The organism is Bradyrhizobium sp. Ce-3, assembly GCF_022835695.1.
GTDB lineage: Bacteria > Pseudomonadota > Alphaproteobacteria > Rhizobiales > Xanthobacteraceae > Bradyrhizobium.
Map to the genome: position 1 here is coordinate 641,016 of NZ_BQUV01000002.1, position 16,487 is coordinate 657,502.

A 16,487-nucleotide genomic window follows, 5' to 3' on the forward strand; every position below is an offset into this window, starting at 1 on the left:
GATCGCCATGTCACGGAAGAAGCTTTCACGCCGAGAATTCGTTGCAGCGACAGCGCTGTCATCGGCCGCTTTGATTACAGCCCCTTACGTGCGTGGCGCATACGCAGCCGGAAAGCTCTCGATGGGCTTCTGGGATCACTGGGTGCCAGGCGCGAACAGTGCGTCCACCGAGCTCGTCAATGAGTGGGCCGCCAAGGAAAAGGTCGAGGTCCAGATCGACTACATCACCAGCCAGGGCAACAAGAACATCGTCACCATCGCCGCCGAGGCGCAGGCGAAATCCGGTCACGATATCTTCCAGATGCCGACCTGGTGGCCGCAGGCCAATGCCGAGCTGCTCGAGCCGGTCAACGACATCATGGACCCGCTGATCAAGCTCAACGGCGAGGTCAACGGCACGGTGAAGTATCTCGGCCAGGCCGACGGCAAATGGCTCGGCGTTCCCGCCAGCGTCGGCAGCCAGATCAAGGGCCCCTGCTCCCGCATCGACCTGATGAAGAAGTACGCCAACATCGACGTGCAGGAGATGTATCCGGCCGGCAGCCCGCCGAAGGCGGACAACTGGACCCTCGATACGTTCCTCAAGGCGGCGGAAGCCTGCCACAAGGCCGGCTTCCCGTTCGGGATCGGCCTCGGCGAGACCAGCGACAATGTCGACACCGCCGGCGCGATCTTCCAGTCGTTCGGCGCCCAGCTGGTCGACGCCAAGGGCAACCTCACCGTCAAGACCGACGCGGTGCGCCAGTCGCTCGAGTTCTACAAGAAGCTGCTCGCCTTCCTGCCGCCCGACGTTGCCGCATGGGACGATGCCTCCAACAACAAGTGGCTGGTCGCCGGCAAGGGCGCGATGATCATGAACCCGCCGAGCGCCTGGGCGGTCGCCAAGCGCGACGCGCCGCAAGTCGCGGAGCAATGCTGGACACACGGGTTCCCGGCCGGACCGAAGGGACGCTTCGCACCCTATCTGCCGTTCTTCTGGTCGATCTGGTCGTTCTCGAAGAACAAGGAAGCCGCCAAGAGCCTGCTGTCGCACCTGTCGCAACCGGCATCGATCGAGAAGATGGTGGTCGCGAGCGGCGGCTACGACCTGCCGGCCTACGAAAAGCTCACGACGTTGAAGGTCTGGGAAGAGATCGGGCCGCCGAAGGGCACGCTCTACCACTACCCGAACCCGTTCAAGCACCAGACGCTGTCGATTGCGGCCTCGCCCGCGCCGCCCAAGGTCGCGCAGCAGATCTACTTCCAGGCCACCCTGACCAAGATGTGCCTGCGCTACTACCAGGGTGAAGCCATGGAAAAGACGCTGGCCTGGGCCGAGGGCGAGTGTGAAGGCTTCATGCGAAGCTGACGAAAGGCGAACCCTGCGCGGCCGCCAGTAGCGCTGGCCGCGCGAAGGCTCGTCTTGCATTCCGGCCGCCGGAGCGGCGAGCTGTGCAACCAACCCGCGCGAGGGACCAGCGTTATGGTTGACGTCGCATTCCAATCCAACCGCACAGCTGCGGCCCAGTCCGGGCGAAAGCGTGTCGGCCTGCGCAACGCGCTGCGGCGCAAGTCGATGTCGGCGTTCCTGATGACGCTGCCGTTGATCCTCCTCATCGCCATCCTGGTGATCTATCCGGCGATCTACTCGCTGCACCTCGCGACGCTGAACAAGGCGATGACGAAGTTCGTCGGCTTCGGCAATTTCGAGTTCCTGTTCAAGCGCGAAACCTTCTGGCTGGTGGTCAAGCAATCCTGCATCTTCGCGATCTCGGCGGTGGTCTTCAAAGCGCTGATCGGGTTCATCGTCGCGCATTTCGTGCACAACGTGCCCGCCAACAAGCAGCGCAAGTGGCGCGGCATGCTGCTGGTGCCATGGGTGATCCCGCCGGCCATGAGCACGCTGGCCTGGCTGTGGCTGTTCGACCCCTCCTACAGCGCCTTCAACTACACGCTGTCCATCTTCGGCATCGGGCCGATTCCGTGGACCGGCGACGCGATGTGGGCGCGCTTCTCGGTGATCCTGGTCAACGTCTGGTATGGCGCGCCGTTCTTCATGATCATGTATCTGGCGGCGTTGAAATCGGTGCCCGACCAGCTTTATGAAGCGGCGGCGATCGACGGCGCCAATTGGTGGCAGCGGATCTGGTACGTGACCCTGCCGATGATGCGTAACATCATCGCGATCACGACGCTGTTCTCGCTGATCGTCACCTTCGCCAATTTCGACATCGTGCGCATCCTGACCGCGGGCGGGCCGCTCGACCACACCCACATCTTCGCCACCTGGGCGTTCCGCGTCGGCATCGAGGGCAGCGACATTCCGCTCGGCGCCAGCGTCTCGCTGTTCATGGTGCCGATCCTCGCGGTCGCGGCGATCTTCATCCTGCGCGACATCACCAAACGCGGGAACGAAGCCTGATGAGCACGATGACGATCGACAAGTCCGGACCGACCCGCAAGGTCAAGTACGGCAGCATGAGCCGCGACCGGACCTGGGCGCTGCGCTGGTCCTATTTCTTCCTGACGCTGTTTGCGATCTTCTCGCTGACGCCGCCGTTCTACATGCTGATCACCTCGCTGAAGGGCAGCGCGGAGATTTCGGCGGCGACCAATCCGTGGTGGGTGCACCAGCCCACACTCGAGAACTACGTCCAGCTCCTGACCTCGAACCAGTTCCTGCGCTTCTTCTGGAATTCGGCCTGGGTCTCGATCATCGTGGTCACCATCACGATGCTGATCAGCGTGCCGGCCGCCTTTGCGCTGGCGCGGATGAAGTTCTGGGGCTCCGCGACGCTCGCGACCGGCGTGTTCCTGACCTACCTGATCCCGGACAGCCTGCTGTTCATTCCGCTGTTCAAGATGTTCGCGGTGTTCGGCGACTGGACCGGCATCCAGCTGGTCAATCGCTGGTACGTGCTGCTGTTCATCTATCCGACGCTGACGGTGCCGTTCTGCACCTGGATCATGATCGGCTATTTCGCCTCGATCCCGAAGGAACTCGACGAGGCCGCGATCATCGACGGCGCCAGCTGGTTCCAGACGTTGACCCGGATATTCATCCCCGTCGCGCTGCCCGGCCTGATCGCGGCGACGATCTTCGCCTTCACCGTGTCCTGGGCCCAGTTCCTCTATCCCCTGGTGTTCACCACCTCGACCGACCAGCTGGTGCTGCCGGTCGGCATCATCACCACCCTGATCAAGGGCGACGTCTTCAACTGGGGACAGATCATGACCGGCGCCCTGCTCGGCGCCGCGCCGCCGCTGATCATCTACGCCTTCCTGATGGACTACTACATTGCCGGCCTGACCGCCGGTGCGACCAAGGGCTGAACGCGACAAAGGTAGGATAAGGGTAGGATTCATGGCCGACGTCAGTTTGCGCAAGGTGGTGAAACGTTACGACGAGGTCGAAGCGGTGCGCGGCATCGACCTCGATATCGCCGACCATGAGTTCGTGGTGCTGGTCGGGCCGAGCGGCTGCGGCAAGTCGACGACGCTGCGGATGATCGCCGGCCTCGAGGACATTTCCGACGGCGACATCATGATCGGGGGCGATGTCGTCAACGACGTGCCGCCGAAGGACCGCGACATCGCGATGGTGTTCCAGAACTATGCGCTCTACCCGCATATGACCGTGGCCGAGAACATGTCGTTCGGGCTGCGGCTGAAGCACTACCCCAAGGCCGAGATCAAGAGCCGGGTGACGGAAGCCGCCCGCATGCTCGACATCACCGACCTGATCGATCGCAAGCCGAAGCAGCTCTCCGGCGGCCAGCGTCAGCGCGTCGCGATGGGCCGCGCCATCGTGCGCAATCCGAAGGTGTTCCTGTTCGACGAGCCGCTGTCCAACCTCGACGCCAAGCTGCGCGTGCAGATGCGGATCGAGATCAAAAAGGTGCACCAGAAGGTCCGCACCACGACCGTCTACGTCACCCACGACCAGGTCGAGGCGATGACGCTGGCCGATCGCGTGGTGGTGATGAACCACGGCAAGATCGAGCAGATCGGCACGCCCAACGAGCTCTACCACAAGCCGGCGACCAAGTTCGTCGCCAGCTTCATCGGCTCGCCCGCGATGAACTTCGTGCCGTGCCGGCTCGAGGACGTCGGCGGCAAGCTCAACGTGCGGCTGACCGATCGCCTCGGCTTCACGCTGCCGCCGGCGCGCGCCGCCCGTTACCAGGCGCTCTCCCGCACCGACAAGCTGCTGCTTGGCATCCGGCCCGAGCATGTCATGGAGGCGCGGCCGCACGCTGAGCCCGGCGTCGAGCCGTTCGATGCGGTGCTCGACGTCACCGAGCCGATGGGCATGGAGACCCTGGTCTATTTCACGCTCGAGGGCAGCCAGGTCTGCGGCCGGGTCAGTCCCAATGCCGGCGCACAGGATGGCAGCCCGCTCCGATTGGCTGTGGACCTCAACAATATGCATTTGCTAAACGAGGTGACCGGCGCCGTCCTTTGACGGCGCACAAGAAACCTCAAGGGCAGGAAATGGCCACCAACAAGAAGAAGATCTTCATCACCCAGACTCTGTCGCAGGGGGCACGCCTGCTCCTCAATGAGCGGGACGACGTAGAACTCATCGAATTTCCCAACCTGATCTCCGCCCCGGACTTCCAGGCGATGCTGGAGCAGCACGCGCCGGTCCATGGCGTGGCGCTTGGCGCGACCCGGTTCGGCGAGGCGGAGCTTGAAGCCTCCAAGGGTATGTTGGTGGTGACCCGGATCGGCGTCGGCTATGACGCCGTCGACGTGCCCGCGCTGTCGCGCCGCAAGGTGCCGCTGATGGTCGCAGGCACCGCGAACTCGCCATCGGTCGCCGAGCAGGCCCTGTTCATGATGCTGACGCTGGCCAAGCGCGCGAACGAGATGCACGCAATGGTCAAGGACGGCACCTGGGCCAGCCGGCTCGGCGTGCTGCCGTTCGATCTCTACGGCAAGACCGTCCTGATCGTGGGCTTCGGCCGCATCGGCACCCGCACCGCCAAGCGCTGCCTTGCGATGGAAATGAACGTGCTGGTGTACGATCCCTACAGGCCCGCCAGTGAGATCACCGCCGCGGGCTGCGAGGCCGTGCCGAGCCTGGAGGCGGCGCTGCCGCGGGCGGATTTCGTCACCATCCACTGCCCGAAGTCGCCCGAAACGGTCGGCCTGTTCAACGCGGCACGGATCAGGCTGATGAAGCCGACCGCCTATCTCATCAACACCGCGCGCGGCGGCATCGTCGACGAGACGGCGCTGCACGACGCGCTCGTGTCGGGCAAGCTTGCCGGCGCCGGCCTCGACGTGTTCGAGGTCGAGCCTCCGCCGGTCGGCCAGCCGCTGCATGCGCTGCCGAACGTGATCATGGCGCCGCATGTTGCTGGTGTCACCGTCGAGGCCGTCGATCGCATGAGCGAGCAGACTGCGCGCAATATCCTGAGCGTGCTGGATGGCGATCCGCTGCGCCAGAATGTGATCAACCAGGACGTCCTCGGCTGAGCTTTCAGCCTTCCTCGTTTGCGCCGCGGCCGATCCAGCGGGTTCGGCCCGGCGATGCGGAGCATGCACATGGCCTTCAAGGAATTCGGCAACTACGATGCGGTCGGTCTCGCCGAGCTCGTCCGCAACAAGGACGTGACGCCGAAGGAGCTGCTCGACGAAGCGATCGCGCGCACCGCGGCCGTCGATCCGAAGATCAACGCCGTCGTCGTCAAGCACTACGACTACGCCGAGCGCCAGATCGCCAAGGGATTGCCTGACGGTCCCTTCACCGGCGTGCCGTTCCTGCTGAAGGATCTCGATCTGCTCGAGGGCACCCGCACCACCTCGGGCGCGAGCCTGCTGAAGGAGTTCGTCGCCGACCACAACGGCACCTTGAGCCAGCGCTTCCTGGATGCCGGGCTTGCGATCTTCGGCAAGAGCTCGAGCCCGGAATTCGGGCTGATGCCGACGACGGAATCCCGTCTGTTCGGCCCGACCCGCAATCCCTGGAATCTCGATCATTCCTCCGGCGGCTCGTCCGGCGGCGCCGGTGCCGCGGTCGCGGCCCGCATCCTCCCCGTCGCACACGCCAGCGACGGCGGCGGCTCGATCCGGATCCCCGCCTCCGCCTCCGGCGTGTTCGGCATGAAGCCGACGCGCGCCCGCAACCCCTGCGGTCCCGATCGCGGCGAAGGCTGGGGCGGCTTCTCCGTCGGCCATGTGCTGAGCATCAGCGTCCGCGACAGCGCGGTGATGATGGATGCAATCCACGGTCCGGAGCCGTCGAGCCTCTACGTCGCGCCGGCGCCGGAACGGCCGTTTTCGCAGGAAGTCGGCCGCGACCCCGGCCACCTGCGCATCAGCTTCACCGACAAGTCGCCTTACGGCGATGCTGTTGATCCCGAGATCGCCGCGGCGGTTCGTGACATCGCCAGGCTGCTGGCAGACCTCGGCCATTACGTCGAGGAGCGCGCGCCGCCGCTTGCCGCCGATCCCGCCGCGGTCATGACGACGATCGTCGGCGGCAACACGGCGCTGACGATCCGCCTGCTCGAGCAGCGCGTCGGGCGCACGCTGACATCGGACGATGTCGAACGGCTGACGCTCGCCAGCGGCCAGAACTCGGCCAAGATGAACCCGGCCGACTACGTCGCCGCGCAGCTTGGCGCGTTCCAGATCTCGCGCGGGCTCGCGACCTTCTTCGAAGGCTGCGACATCTTCCTCAGCCCGACACTGTGCGCGCCACCGCTCCGCCTCGGCGAATTGAACACGATGTCCGAGGATCTGACCCACATCGCGCCGGTGCTGCGCCGCTACATGCCGGGTACCTCGATGTTCAACATGTCCGGTCAACCGGCGATGTCGGTGCCGCTGGCCTGGAACAAGGCCGGATTGCCGCTCGGCATGATGTTCGCGGCCAAGCTCGGCGAGGAAGGACTGCTGTTCCGTCTGGCCGGCCAGCTCGAGCAAGTGCGTCCGTGGAAGGACAAGCGGCCGCCGGTTTGCGCCTAGCTGACAAAGGGCAGTCAGATCAGGTAGATAGGAAGGGCGTCGGCGCGATTCCGCCGGCGCGTCATGCTTGGGAGGCCGAAACGTGAGTGATCCGACCGACAATGCGCTCGCCGCAATCGCGAGCATTCTCGATCAGACGACAACGCCTCCCGACACGGCCAAACCGTCCGACAAGACCACGGACAAGGCACCTGAGCCCGTCAAGGCGCCGCAGGTCTCCATCTCGATCGCCATGCCGCCGCCCCTGCCATCGTCCGTGGAGGTCGTGACCGTCGAGACCGTATCCGTCGAGACGGTGACCGTCACGACCACCTCCGTCGAAGCCGCGTCTGCCGAGCCGGCGGCGGTCGAGCAGCCCGAGCCAGCCGAACCCGAGCCGGCGATCCAGTCCGAGCCGAGCGAACACGCGCCGAGCGAACCTGCGCCTGAGCCGGAGCCGTTCCAGCCGCCGCAGCCGATCGAGGCCAACGGCTATTCAAAGTCCGGCCCCGGCCCGATGGCCGCGCTGCGCTTCCGCTGGACGGTGCGCGAGGACGACGGCCGGTACTATGTCGACGAGACCGTCGGCGAAGGATCGACCCCGCTCGTCAACGGCCCGATGGACAGTGACGCCGCGATCAAATTCGTCGACGACCGCGAGGCCGAAGCGCGACGGCGCTTCGAGCAATTCAGGCACGAGATCGCCAGCCGCACGGCGGCCGCCCTTCAGGCGAGCAGAGACCGCAACGAGGCCTGAAACGCGATAGCTGCTCAGGACATCACAGAAACGCGGATGGAGAGAACTTGATGTTTCGCGCGCTGGCCGGCCTCGCTCTCGCTTTGCTTCTCTCGGCCGCGCATGCGCAGCAGGCGCCATCCCGGCTCGATGAGATCGTCCAGCGCGGCACACTGCGTGTCGGCATGACCGGCGACTATTTGCCCTTCACGGCGCTCGACAAGGAGACCAACACGTTCCGCGGTTTCGACGTCGACATGGCGCAATCGCTCGGCAAGGCGCTCGGCGTCAAGGTCGAGTTCGTGCCGACGTCGTGGCCGCAGATGACCAGGGATTTCGAGGCCGGCAATTTCGACATCGCGATGGGCGGCGTCTCCATCACCCTCGACCGGCAGAAGAAGGGGCTGTTCTCGACCCCGATCATGCGCGAGGGCAAGACGCCGATCGCGCGCTGCGCAGACACGGCGAAGTACGAGACGCTCGCCGAGATCGACAAGCCCGGCACCCGAATCATCGTCAATCCCGGCGGCACCAACGAGCGGTTCGCGCGTGCCCATGTGAAGGCCGCCGACATCCGCGTCTTCAACGACAACACCAGGATCTTCGACGAGATCGCCAAGGGCGACGCCGACCTGATGATGACCGACGCATCCGAGACACGGTATCAGCAGAAGCTGCATCCCGGCGTACTCTGCGCCGTGCATCCCGACAAGCCGTTCGACTTCGCCGAAAAGGCCTACTGGATGCAGCGCGACGTTGCCCTGAAGGCGTTCGTCGACCAGTGGCTTCATATCGCGCGCGAGGATGGCAGCTACGCGAAGATCTACGCGGCGTGGTTCGAATAGCCCGCGTCAAACCCGCATGCTCGCAATTTGCCGCATGGCCTGAAACCGGACCGCAATCCAGTGGTTTGAACCTCAGCCGCGAGGGCACGACTCATGTTCTGACCGTGATTTGGGACACGTTCAACAAGGCGGTCGCCGGTTAGCCTTGCGAACGGGTTCCCTGCACCGGAGGTCGAGATGAGAAAGCTTCTGGCGATCGTCACGCTGGTTGTGGCGAGCACGGCTGCAGTGCAGGCGCAATACACGTTCGACTATGGCGGCCGCATCATCCGCATCGATCCGGATCGCGGAACGGTGTCGATCCCCGGCGTCTACGACAATACCGGCCGCAGCACCAAGCGCGCCAAACACAAGGACGCCGAGCAGAAGCGCGAGACCGCTCCGAAGGACGCCAGGACCGATTCTCCGTCGATACCTGCCACGCCGCCTGCGGCCGCTGCATCACCCTCTCCAGCTGCGGCTGATCAGGCCGCTACTCCGGCAGCGCCGGCAACGACGGAGCCCGCCAACCCGAGCGGCGCGGCGTCGCCACCTTCGGCCACCACAGCGACCACACCGCCGCCGCCACCCTCGCCGCCTGCCGTTCAGCAAAGCGCTGCGCCCGCGGCAAAGTCTGCCGCGGCGCCCACCGTCGGTGCCGCTCCGCCAAGCGCGCCTGCACCCAGGCCGGCTGCGAACCCCGTGCAAGCTGCCAATTCACCGCTCGGCGTCTGGCTGACCGAGGAGAAGGAAGGCAAGGTCCGCATCGAGCAATGCGGCGCCAATCTCTGCGGTTACGCGGTCGACAAGAAGTCAAGCGCCAACGGCGAGCAGATTCTGATCAACATGAAGCCGGGCAAGGACAAGTGGAGCGGCCGGATCTTCGATCCGAACAGCGGCAGCACCTATGATTCCACCATCGCGATGAAGAGCCCCGATATGCTCCGCGTCCAGGGCTGCGCGTTCGGCGGCATGTTCTGCGGCGGCCAGACCTGGACGCGGGTGAATTGACGCGGACCAAGTAGCCTGGATGGAGCGAAGCGAAATCCGGGATTCGTACCGCGGGAAAGATCGCCCGGATTGCGCTCGCTTCATCCGGGCTACACAGGAAAACAAAAAAGCCCCGCTCGAGAGCGGGGCTTTTGATTTGGGCCAGCGGCGACGGCTCAGCCGAGCTTGCCGTTGTATTCCTCGTCGGTGACGTGCTCCATCCAGGTCGAGAACACGCCGTCGAGTGCCTCCTGCATGGCGATATGGGTCATGCTGTTGTCGGGGGAAGCGCCGTGCCAATGCTTCTCGTTCGGCGGAATCCAGACCACGTCGCCAGGGCGGATTTCCCGGATCGGGCCGCCTTTGGCCTGCACGCGGCCGATGCCCGAGATCACGTACAGTGTCTGCCCGAGCGGATGGGTGTGCCAGGCGGTGCGCGCACCGGGCTCGAACGACACCCGCGAGGCGTTCAGCCGGGCCGGCGCCGGCGCCATGTTGATCGGGTCCTGCAGCACGCTGCCGGTGAAGTTCTCCTTCGGCGCGCGGCGGGTCGGCCGTGAGCCGGAAACGTGGATATCCATGGGGTTACCTCCCTTTCTTGACGTTATTTCTTGGTCGCGGCGTAGCGGGCCTTGGTCTCGGCGTTCATTGGATAGAGGCCGGGCAGCTGGGCGCCATTGTTCACCTCATTGACGATCCAGGCTTCCATCCGCTCCTGTTCCGGGCCTTCGGCAAGCACATGGTCGAGGAACGCCTGCGGGATCAGCACCGCGCCGTCCTGATCGGCCACCACGACGTCGTTCGGAAACACGGCAACGCCGCCGCAGCCGATCGGTTCGCCCCAGCCGACGAAGGTCAGGCCTGCAACCGACGGCGGCGCGGCATAGCCGTCGCACCACACCGGCAAGCCGGTGCCGAGCACGCCCTCGACGTCACGCACCACGCCGTCGGTGATCAGCGCCGTCACCCCGCGCTTCATCATGCGCGCGCAGAGGATGTCGCCGAAGATGCCGGCATCGGTGATGCCCATGGCGTCGACCACAGCGATGCAGCCCGCCGGCATCGCCTCGATCGCGGTGCGCGTCGAGATCGGCGACGACCAGGATTCCGGCGTTGCCAGATCCTCGCGCGCCGGCACGAAGCGCAGCGTGAAGGCGGGTCCGACCAGCCGCTTCTGTCCGGGCCTCAGCGGTTTGGTGCCGCGCATCCAGATGTTGCGCAGGCCCTTCTTGAGCAGGACCGTGGTGATGGTGGCGGTGGACACGTGCGACAGCGTCGCGATCGCCTCAGTGGACAGTGACATCTGGAAAGCTTGCTCCGATGGAGAGGGAAAAGACCGGCGCATGTTGCCGGGCAAAGGCCTTGCGTCAAGGGCTGCGAGAAAATCCTGCGATCATCCAAATTTATCGCCGGCATGCCGATTAATTTATTGAAGTTGCTGCATCATTTTGCACGAAGCGAATTCCGTTTTAGCTAGAAACACGCTAGCTTGATGGCGACCGAAGCCTGCTTGATCCAATGGCCGAAACCCTCAATCCTCCCCGCCTTTTGCCGAGTGGCGACAGCGCCATCACGGTGGAATTCAGCCGCACCATCGACGACGCCGCCAACCGGCGCGTGCTGGCGCTCGACCGCGTGATCGCGGCCGAGCCGATCGCCGGCATCACCGAGACCGTGCCGACCTACCGCTCGCTGCTGGTGCATTACGACCCCGTGCAGATCTCCTTCGATGCGCTGGGCGCGCAGCTGCTGGCGCGCGCCGCCAAGGCGCCGCCGTCCGAGACCGGAACGCGGCGCTGGCGCATCCCCGTCACCTATGGCGGCGAGCACGGCATCGATCTCGAGGACGTGGCGAAAACGCTCGGCACCACGCCCGACCAGATCGTCGCGCGCCACGTCGCCGGCGACTACCGCGTCGCCATGATCGGCTTCACGCCGGGCTGGTCCTATCTCAGCGGGCTGGAGACGTTCCTGCACATGCCCCGCCGCAAGGACCCGCGGCTCTTGACCCCGGCCGGCACCATCTCGATCGGCGGCATCCAGACCGGCGTGCAGTGCCTGGCCGGCCCGAGCGGCTGGCACCTGCTCGGCCGCACCCCCGTGCGAACCTATCAATTGCATCGCGACCCGACCTTCCTGCTGGAGCCGGGCGACGCCATCACCTTCGCGGCGGTCGACGCCAAGACCTTTGCCGAACAGGACCGTGCCGCCGAGGCCGGCGCGTTCGTCGCAGAACTGGTGACGCCATGAGGACACCATGAGCAAGCTCGTCGTCACCTCGATCGGTCCGGCGAGCTCGGTGCAGGACGCTGGTCGTCCGGGCTCGCAGCGCTATGGTCTGGTGCCGAGCGGCGCGATGGACCGGCTTGCGCTGGCCGCCGCAAATACGCTGGTCGGCAACGAACTGTTTGCTGCCGCGGTCGAGATCGGCCCGTTCGGCGCCAGCTTTACCGCGCGCGGCGGCGCGGTGCGTGTCGCCCTCGCCGGCGCACCGCGCAATGCGGACATCGGCGGCCGGCCTGTTGCGTTCGACAGCTCGGCGACGCTTGCCGATGGCGAGACGCTCAATCTCGGCTTCGCACGCGGCGGCTCGTTCAGCTATCTCGCGATCGAGCACGGCATCGAGGGCGAGCCGATGTTCGGCAGCCTTGCCGTCAACGCCCGCGCCGGGCTCGGCAGCCCCTACGCGCGGCCGCTGCAAAGCGGTGACGAGTTGAAGACGAAAGCTGCGAGTGGCGCCGCCGAACGCCGTATCGAATTGCCGGCCGCCACCGATGCACCGATCCGCATCGTGTTCGGCCCGCAGGACGACGAGTTCGCCGAGGACAACAAGAAGCTGTTCACCGACAGCGAGTGGAAGATCTCGGCCACCAGCGACCGCATGGGCTACCGCCTCGAAGGTCCCGTCATCAAGCATCTCGACGGCCACAACATCGTTTCCGACGGCACCGTGAACGGCAGCATCCAGGTGCCCGGCAACGGGCAGCCGATCGTGCTGATGCCGGACCGCGGCACCAGCGGCGGCTATCCGAAGATCGCGACCGTGATCACGGCCGATTTCGGCCGCTTCGCCCAGATCTCCGCCGGTCGGCCGTTCCGCTTCAAGGCGGTGTCAATGGTGGAAGCGCAGGCCGAGGCGATCAAATTCCACGCGCTGCTGCATTCCCTGCCCGACCGTCTCCGCGGCATCGAGGACTTTGGCCTCAACATCGAGGCGTTGAGAGATGCTAATGTCGCTGGACAGGCGGTCAGCGCCATCGATGCCGCGACATGGCAGGTGGCCGTCCCGTAAGATCAAACCAACAACAAGCGGATCTGTTGTCATGACCTCAACCATCGACCTCAATTGCGATCTCGGCGAAAGCTTTGGCCCGTGGGAAATGGGCAATGACGCCGCGATGATCGAGCTTGCGACCTCGGTCAACGTGGCCTGCGGTTACCATGCCGGCGACGCCGATATCATGCGCAAGACAGTCGAACTCGCGAAGGCGCGCGGCGTCAGCGTCGGTGCGCATCCCGGCTATCGCGACCTGCACGGCTTCGGCCGCCGCCCGATGCCGGGCCTGACCTCATCGGAGATCGAGAACCTGATCGCCTACCAGATCGGCGCGCTGCAGGCGATCGCGACCGCGGCCGGCCACAAGGTCACCCATGTCAAGGCGCATGGCGCGATTTCCAACGTCGCCTGCGAAGACGACATGACCGCACGCGCGATCGCCAATGCGATCAGGGCGGTCGATCCCAGCCTCGTGTTCGTGGTGCTCGCAAACTCAAAACTGGTGCGCGCCGGCGAAGCCGCCAATCTGCGGATGGCGCATGAAGTATTCGCCGACCGCGCCTATGAGGACGATGGCAATCTGGTGTCGCGCAAGAAGCCCGGCGCGGTGCTGCACGATCCCAAGGCGATCGCCGATCGCGTGGTGCGCATGGTGCAGGATGGCGCGGTGGTCTCGGTGACCGGCAAGGTGATCAAGATGCAGACCGACACCGTGTGCATCCATGGCGACACCCATGGTGCGGTCGAGATCGCGCGCGATCTGCGCGCAGCATTGAAGCAGGCCGGCATCACGGTCGCGCCGTTCAAGACCGCGCATTGAGCCGCAGCGCATCAATCCGCAAGGGCCGGCCGCCGCGCCGGCCCTTTTAGATTCCGTTAAGAGTCTTCTTAAACCCAAACTTGCCGTTTGATTGCTAGGTGCAACTTCCGAGCCTTTGATTGTCCTCACAGGAAATTGGGTACGAAAGCATGTTCCGCACCAGCCTCTCTCTCGCCATTGCGGCGGTTGCCACTGCCGCCTTCAGCAGCGCGGCGTCCGCCGGCTGCTACAGCTGCTATACGCCGCCGCCCCAGCCCTGCACGACCTGCTATCAGGTGCAGACCGTGCCGCCGCAATATCGCACGGTGCAGGAAACCGTGATGGTGGCGCCGGGCCGCGTCGTCGCGCATCGCACGCCGGCGCAGTATCGCACCGTGATGGTGCCGAAGACCGTGATGGTCGCGCCCGAAGGCGTCGCCTATGAGCGCATCGCGCCGCAATACGCGACGCAAGAACGCACGCAGATGGTTTCGCCGGGCTATTCCTACTACGCGCCGGTTCAGCAGACCTGCAGCACCTGCGGCGGCGGTGGCTACGGTTACGGTTACGGCTACGGCTATGGTCGCGGCTACGGCTACTGAGCCGTCAGCATCCAGCCGACACAAAGCCGCCGCCTGAGGACATCAGACGGCGGCTTTGCAGTTCTCTCAGGGCCTCAGAACGGATGGACCGACAGCGTGCCGAACACGATGGCCGCGATCACCGCAAAGGCGCTGTACAGCGCCGCGGTGTGAACTCCGGTCCCGGACTTCCTTGAAATGTGTCGCGCGTAAAAGTGCAGGCGGGCTTCCGCCGATAGCTCGCGCATGGTCGATCTCCAACGCCCCATTGTCGAGCATATGGAATAGCGTTCGCGGCCGGATTCAAGCGGGCGGCAGAAATAGCGATGCCGCCGCCTTCGGGAACCCGGTTCCGAGAGGAATATTCTTTCCCGCCGCTTCGGCCGAGAATCCTATTCGTTGCAATTCGAGGCGTCGGGAACCCGCGCCGGACCGACGATTATCCAAAAACTCGAAAACAACCCCATGCACAGTAGCCCAAAGCGGCCGCCGCACCGCGCTCAGGGCTTCCACCGCCCGATCTTGAACGCCTCCAGGTGGCCGGGCACATCGCCCGGGTCGAACGGCGGACCGGCGAAGGCGCCGATGGCGCCGGAGCTATCTGCCGGGCGTCCGCACGCTGCGTCATAGAGGTCGGGCCTGAACACGGCCATTGCCGCCTTCAGCGCCTCCGGCCGGTAGGGCGTCTGGCCCCAGCGCACCATCTGGGCGTAGAGCCAGGCCGCCTGCCCCGGGTCCGGCCGCGCCGCCGCCTCGCGCCCGACGAGCAGATAGCGGTTGCTCTCGCGCATGGTGCCGTCGGGCGAGATCTTCAGCCGGCCATCGAGCGTGCGCTGGATGACGCTGGCATCGACGCCGAGCCGCTCGGGCTGCGCCAGGATCTGCGCCACCTCGGCCCTGTTCCCGGGCTGCTCGATATACTCGGCGGCGCGCAGATGCGCGCGCACCAGCGCGGCCACGACATCGGGATGCTTCTCCGACCATGCCTGGCGTACCGCCAGCACCTTCTCCACCGCGCTGAGCAGGATGTCGGAGACGAAGTGCAGGATGTGGCCGATGCCGAGATCGACCGCGATCGAATTCCAGGGCGCGCCGACGCAGAACGCGTCGACATGACCGTTGGCGAGGCTGTCCACCATGTAGGGCGGCGGCAGCACCACGAGCTGGACGTCCTCGTCGGGATCGACGCCGCCGGCGGCCATCCAGAACCGCAATTGATAATTGTGGGTCGAGAACGGGAACGTCATGCCGAAAGTCAATGGCTCAGCCCCGCTCTTGCGTCGCTTCGCCACCACGCGCGCGAGCGCCTGCGAGGTGGCCATCGGGTCGAAGCGGTCGCCATCGAGCTCTTCCATCAGCGCGGCGTGCAGCGCCGGCGAGACCGTGATCGCATTGCCGTTGAGCCCGAGATTGAACGGCGCCGCGATCGGCACCTTGACGTGGCCGAGCCCGAGGTGTGACGCGATCGCGACCGGCGCCAGCAGATGGGCAGCATCGAACAGGCCGATGTTGAGCTTGTCGCGGACGTTCGACCACGACACTTCCCGCAGCAGCGTGATGTCGAGGCCCTCGGCGGCGGCAAAGCCCTTGTCGACCGCGACGATCAGGGCGGCGGCATCCACCAGCGGAATGAACCCGATGCGCAAGGATGTGGTCATTTCAGCAGCTCCGACGCCGTCAGGATCGATTGCGCGATCTCGCCGATCTTCTTCTTCTCGCGCATCGCGGTCGAGCGCATCAGCACATAGGCCTCTTCCTCGGTCAGCCCCTTCACCTTCATCAGGATGCCCTTGGCGCGGTCGATCACCTTGCGCTCCTCCAGCGCATGCTTGGTGCGGTCGAGCTCGTCCTGCAGCTTGGCGAAGGCATTGAAGCGCGACACGCAGAGATCGAGAATCGGCTTCATCCGCTCCTTCTTCAGGCCGTCGACGATGTAGGCGGAGACCCCCGCCTCTACCGAGGCTTGGATCGAGGCGGCGTCGCTCTGGTCGACGAACATCGCGATCGGCCGGCGGACCGCGCGGCTGACCTGGAACATCTGTTCGAGCACGTCGCGGCTGGGGTTCTCGAGGTCGATGACGATGATGTCGGGGTCGAGCGCATAGATCCGCGAGAGCAGGCTCTGCATCTCGCTGATATGCACCACGTCCGTATAGCCGGCCTCCCGCAGTCCCTCCTCCAGGATGGCCGCACGGATCGGGCTCTCGTCGACAATGACGATCTTGGGAGACGATTCAGCGCTCATCGACCACTCTTAAAGCCCGGCAAGAGCCATCCATATCACGCCGGAAGCCCCGGGAAAGGGTTGTAATTCTCGGCAATTGGGACTAGCTCCTGCCCATCA

The 16,487-nt window shown here is 65.2% G+C and carries 18 protein-coding genes; 13 read left to right on the forward strand and 5 right to left on the reverse strand.

Translation table 11 applies throughout. The features are described 5' to 3' along the window. The first annotated feature begins 7 nt into the window (after nt 1-7). The 9 genes from BRSPCE3_RS09415 (at nt 8) to BRSPCE3_RS09455 (ending at nt 9,507) form a co-directional block, all read left to right on the forward strand. Entirely contained in the window at nt 8-1,348 is a 1,341-nt protein-coding gene (locus BRSPCE3_RS09415) for an ABC transporter substrate-binding protein (RefSeq protein WP_244065511.1), read from the forward strand. 114 nt (nt 1,349-1,462) lie between these two features. Next, nucleotides 1,463-2,401 (forward strand): carbohydrate ABC transporter permease, encoded by a 939-nt coding sequence (locus BRSPCE3_RS09420; protein ID WP_244065512.1) that lies wholly within the window; start codon nt 1,463-1,465, stop codon nt 2,399-2,401. Beyond that, on the forward strand, nt 2,401-3,312 hold the full coding sequence (locus tag BRSPCE3_RS09425) for a carbohydrate ABC transporter permease (RefSeq protein WP_244065513.1): 912 nt from the start codon (nt 2,401-2,403) through the stop codon (nt 3,310-3,312). Before BRSPCE3_RS09420 ends, BRSPCE3_RS09425 begins: the two co-directional genes overlap by 1 nt. Nucleotides 3,313-3,343: 31 nt before the next feature. Further along, complete coding sequence (locus tag BRSPCE3_RS09430) at nt 3,344-4,444, forward strand: ABC transporter ATP-binding protein (protein WP_244065514.1); 1,101 nt, start codon at nt 3,344-3,346, stop codon at nt 4,442-4,444. A gap of 29 nt (nt 4,445-4,473) precedes the next feature. Beyond that, nucleotides 4,474-5,463, forward strand: a complete 990-nt coding sequence (locus tag BRSPCE3_RS09435) for a hydroxyacid dehydrogenase (protein WP_244065515.1) — start codon at nt 4,474-4,476, stop codon at nt 5,461-5,463. Nucleotides 5,464-5,532: 69 nt separating this feature from the next. Then, nucleotides 5,533-6,957 (forward strand): amidase, encoded by a 1,425-nt coding sequence (locus BRSPCE3_RS09440; protein WP_244065516.1) that lies wholly within the window; start codon nt 5,533-5,535, stop codon nt 6,955-6,957. Between the two features lie 82 nt (nt 6,958-7,039). Beyond that, nucleotides 7,040-7,693 (forward strand): hypothetical protein, encoded by a 654-nt coding sequence (locus BRSPCE3_RS09445; RefSeq protein WP_244065517.1) that lies wholly within the window; start codon nt 7,040-7,042, stop codon nt 7,691-7,693. A 50-nt stretch (nt 7,694-7,743) separates the two neighbouring features. Beyond that, nucleotides 7,744-8,517: a transporter substrate-binding domain-containing protein gene (locus BRSPCE3_RS09450; protein WP_244065518.1), complete on the forward strand. Its 774-nt coding sequence runs from the start codon at nt 7,744-7,746 to the stop codon at nt 8,515-8,517. Between the two features lie 177 nt (nt 8,518-8,694). Continuing rightward, nucleotides 8,695-9,507, forward strand: coding sequence for a DUF2147 domain-containing protein (locus tag BRSPCE3_RS09455; protein WP_244065519.1), 813 nt, complete (start codon nt 8,695-8,697; stop codon nt 9,505-9,507). Between the two features lie 155 nt (nt 9,508-9,662). Here BRSPCE3_RS09455 and BRSPCE3_RS09460 read toward each other — a convergent pair whose 3' ends face one another. Together BRSPCE3_RS09460 and BRSPCE3_RS09465 are read right to left on the reverse strand one after the other, a co-directional pair. Then, nucleotides 9,663-10,067 carry a cupin domain-containing protein gene (locus BRSPCE3_RS09460; protein ID WP_166205030.1) on the reverse strand — a complete coding sequence of 135 codons (405 nt, stop codon included), beginning with the start codon at nt 10,065-10,067 and terminating at the stop codon, nt 9,663-9,665. Between the two features lie 23 nt (nt 10,068-10,090). Further along, on the reverse strand, nt 10,091-10,789 hold the full coding sequence (locus tag BRSPCE3_RS09465; protein WP_244065520.1) for a ribonuclease activity regulator RraA: 699 nt from the start codon (nt 10,787-10,789) through the stop codon (nt 10,091-10,093). A 215-nt stretch (nt 10,790-11,004) separates the two neighbouring features. Between BRSPCE3_RS09465 and pxpB the strand changes: the two genes are divergently transcribed. From pxpB to BRSPCE3_RS09485, 4 genes are all read left to right on the forward strand, one after another. Then, entirely contained in the window at nt 11,005-11,736 is a 732-nt protein-coding gene (pxpB, locus tag BRSPCE3_RS09470; RefSeq protein WP_244065521.1) for a 5-oxoprolinase subunit PxpB, read from the forward strand. A gap of 7 nt (nt 11,737-11,743) precedes the next feature. Then, nucleotides 11,744-12,778, forward strand: a complete 1,035-nt coding sequence (locus BRSPCE3_RS09475) for a biotin-dependent carboxyltransferase family protein (protein WP_244065522.1) — start codon at nt 11,744-11,746, stop codon at nt 12,776-12,778. Between the two features lie 31 nt (nt 12,779-12,809). After that, a complete protein-coding gene (locus BRSPCE3_RS09480; RefSeq protein WP_244065523.1) occupies nt 12,810-13,583 on the forward strand; it encodes a LamB/YcsF family protein in 774 nt (257 codons plus the stop codon). Nucleotides 13,584-13,732: 149 nt separating this feature from the next. Continuing rightward, the gene (locus BRSPCE3_RS09485) at nt 13,733-14,164 is read left to right on the forward strand and encodes a hypothetical protein (RefSeq protein WP_244065524.1); all 432 of its coding nucleotides are present in this window, start codon (nt 13,733-13,735) and stop codon (nt 14,162-14,164) included. Between the two features lie 74 nt (nt 14,165-14,238). Here BRSPCE3_RS09485 and BRSPCE3_RS09490 read toward each other — a convergent pair whose 3' ends face one another. From BRSPCE3_RS09490 to BRSPCE3_RS09500, 3 genes are all read right to left on the reverse strand, one after another. Continuing rightward, nucleotides 14,239-14,391 carry a hypothetical protein gene (locus tag BRSPCE3_RS09490; protein ID WP_244065525.1) on the reverse strand — a complete coding sequence of 51 codons (153 nt, stop codon included), beginning with the start codon at nt 14,389-14,391 and terminating at the stop codon, nt 14,239-14,241. Nucleotides 14,392-14,643: 252 nt separating this feature from the next. Then, complete coding sequence (locus BRSPCE3_RS09495) at nt 14,644-15,801, reverse strand: CmpA/NrtA family ABC transporter substrate-binding protein (protein ID WP_244065526.1); 1,158 nt, start codon at nt 15,799-15,801, stop codon at nt 14,644-14,646. After that, complete coding sequence (locus BRSPCE3_RS09500) at nt 15,798-16,388, reverse strand: ANTAR domain-containing response regulator (protein WP_074130515.1); 591 nt, start codon at nt 16,386-16,388, stop codon at nt 15,798-15,800. The genes BRSPCE3_RS09495 and BRSPCE3_RS09500 overlap by 4 nt, the downstream gene beginning before the upstream one ends. Nucleotides 16,389-16,487 lie beyond the last annotated feature (99 nt).

Bases quoted from the DNA above. Each gene is read 5' to 3' on its own strand.
- BRSPCE3_RS09495 (WP_244065526.1), bottom strand. From the start codon at position 15,801: ATGACCACATCCTTGCGCATCGGGTTCATTCCGCTGGTGGATGCCGCC.
- BRSPCE3_RS09465 (WP_244065520.1), bottom strand. From the start codon at position 10,789: ATGTCACTGTCCACTGAGGCGATCGCGACGCTGTCGCACGTGTCCACC.
- BRSPCE3_RS09490 (WP_244065525.1), bottom strand. From the start codon at position 14,391: ATGCGCGAGCTATCGGCGGAAGCCCGCCTGCACTTTTACGCGCGACAC.
- BRSPCE3_RS09460 (WP_166205030.1), bottom strand. From the start codon at position 10,067: ATGGATATCCACGTTTCCGGCTCACGGCCGACCCGCCGCGCGCCGAAG.
- pxpB (WP_244065521.1), top strand. From the start codon at position 11,005: ATGGCCGAAACCCTCAATCCTCCCCGCCTTTTGCCGAGTGGCGACAGC.
- BRSPCE3_RS09435 (WP_244065515.1), top strand. From the start codon at position 4,474: ATGGCCACCAACAAGAAGAAGATCTTCATCACCCAGACTCTGTCGCAG.
- BRSPCE3_RS09425 (WP_244065513.1), top strand. From the start codon at position 2,401: ATGAGCACGATGACGATCGACAAGTCCGGACCGACCCGCAAGGTCAAG.
- BRSPCE3_RS09485 (WP_244065524.1), top strand. From the start codon at position 13,733: ATGTTCCGCACCAGCCTCTCTCTCGCCATTGCGGCGGTTGCCACTGCC.
- BRSPCE3_RS09475 (WP_244065522.1), top strand. From the start codon at position 11,744: ATGAGCAAGCTCGTCGTCACCTCGATCGGTCCGGCGAGCTCGGTGCAG.
- BRSPCE3_RS09420 (WP_244065512.1), top strand. From the start codon at position 1,463: ATGGTTGACGTCGCATTCCAATCCAACCGCACAGCTGCGGCCCAGTCC.
- BRSPCE3_RS09450 (WP_244065518.1), top strand. From the start codon at position 7,744: ATGTTTCGCGCGCTGGCCGGCCTCGCTCTCGCTTTGCTTCTCTCGGCC.
- BRSPCE3_RS09415 (WP_244065511.1), top strand. From the start codon at position 8: ATGTCACGGAAGAAGCTTTCACGCCGAGAATTCGTTGCAGCGACAGCG.
- BRSPCE3_RS09430 (WP_244065514.1), top strand. From the start codon at position 3,344: ATGGCCGACGTCAGTTTGCGCAAGGTGGTGAAACGTTACGACGAGGTC.
- BRSPCE3_RS09480 (WP_244065523.1), top strand. From the start codon at position 12,810: ATGACCTCAACCATCGACCTCAATTGCGATCTCGGCGAAAGCTTTGGC.
- BRSPCE3_RS09455 (WP_244065519.1), top strand. From the start codon at position 8,695: ATGAGAAAGCTTCTGGCGATCGTCACGCTGGTTGTGGCGAGCACGGCT.
- BRSPCE3_RS09500 (WP_074130515.1), bottom strand. From the start codon at position 16,388: ATGAGCGCTGAATCGTCTCCCAAGATCGTCATTGTCGACGAGAGCCCG.
- BRSPCE3_RS09440 (WP_244065516.1), top strand. From the start codon at position 5,533: ATGGCCTTCAAGGAATTCGGCAACTACGATGCGGTCGGTCTCGCCGAG.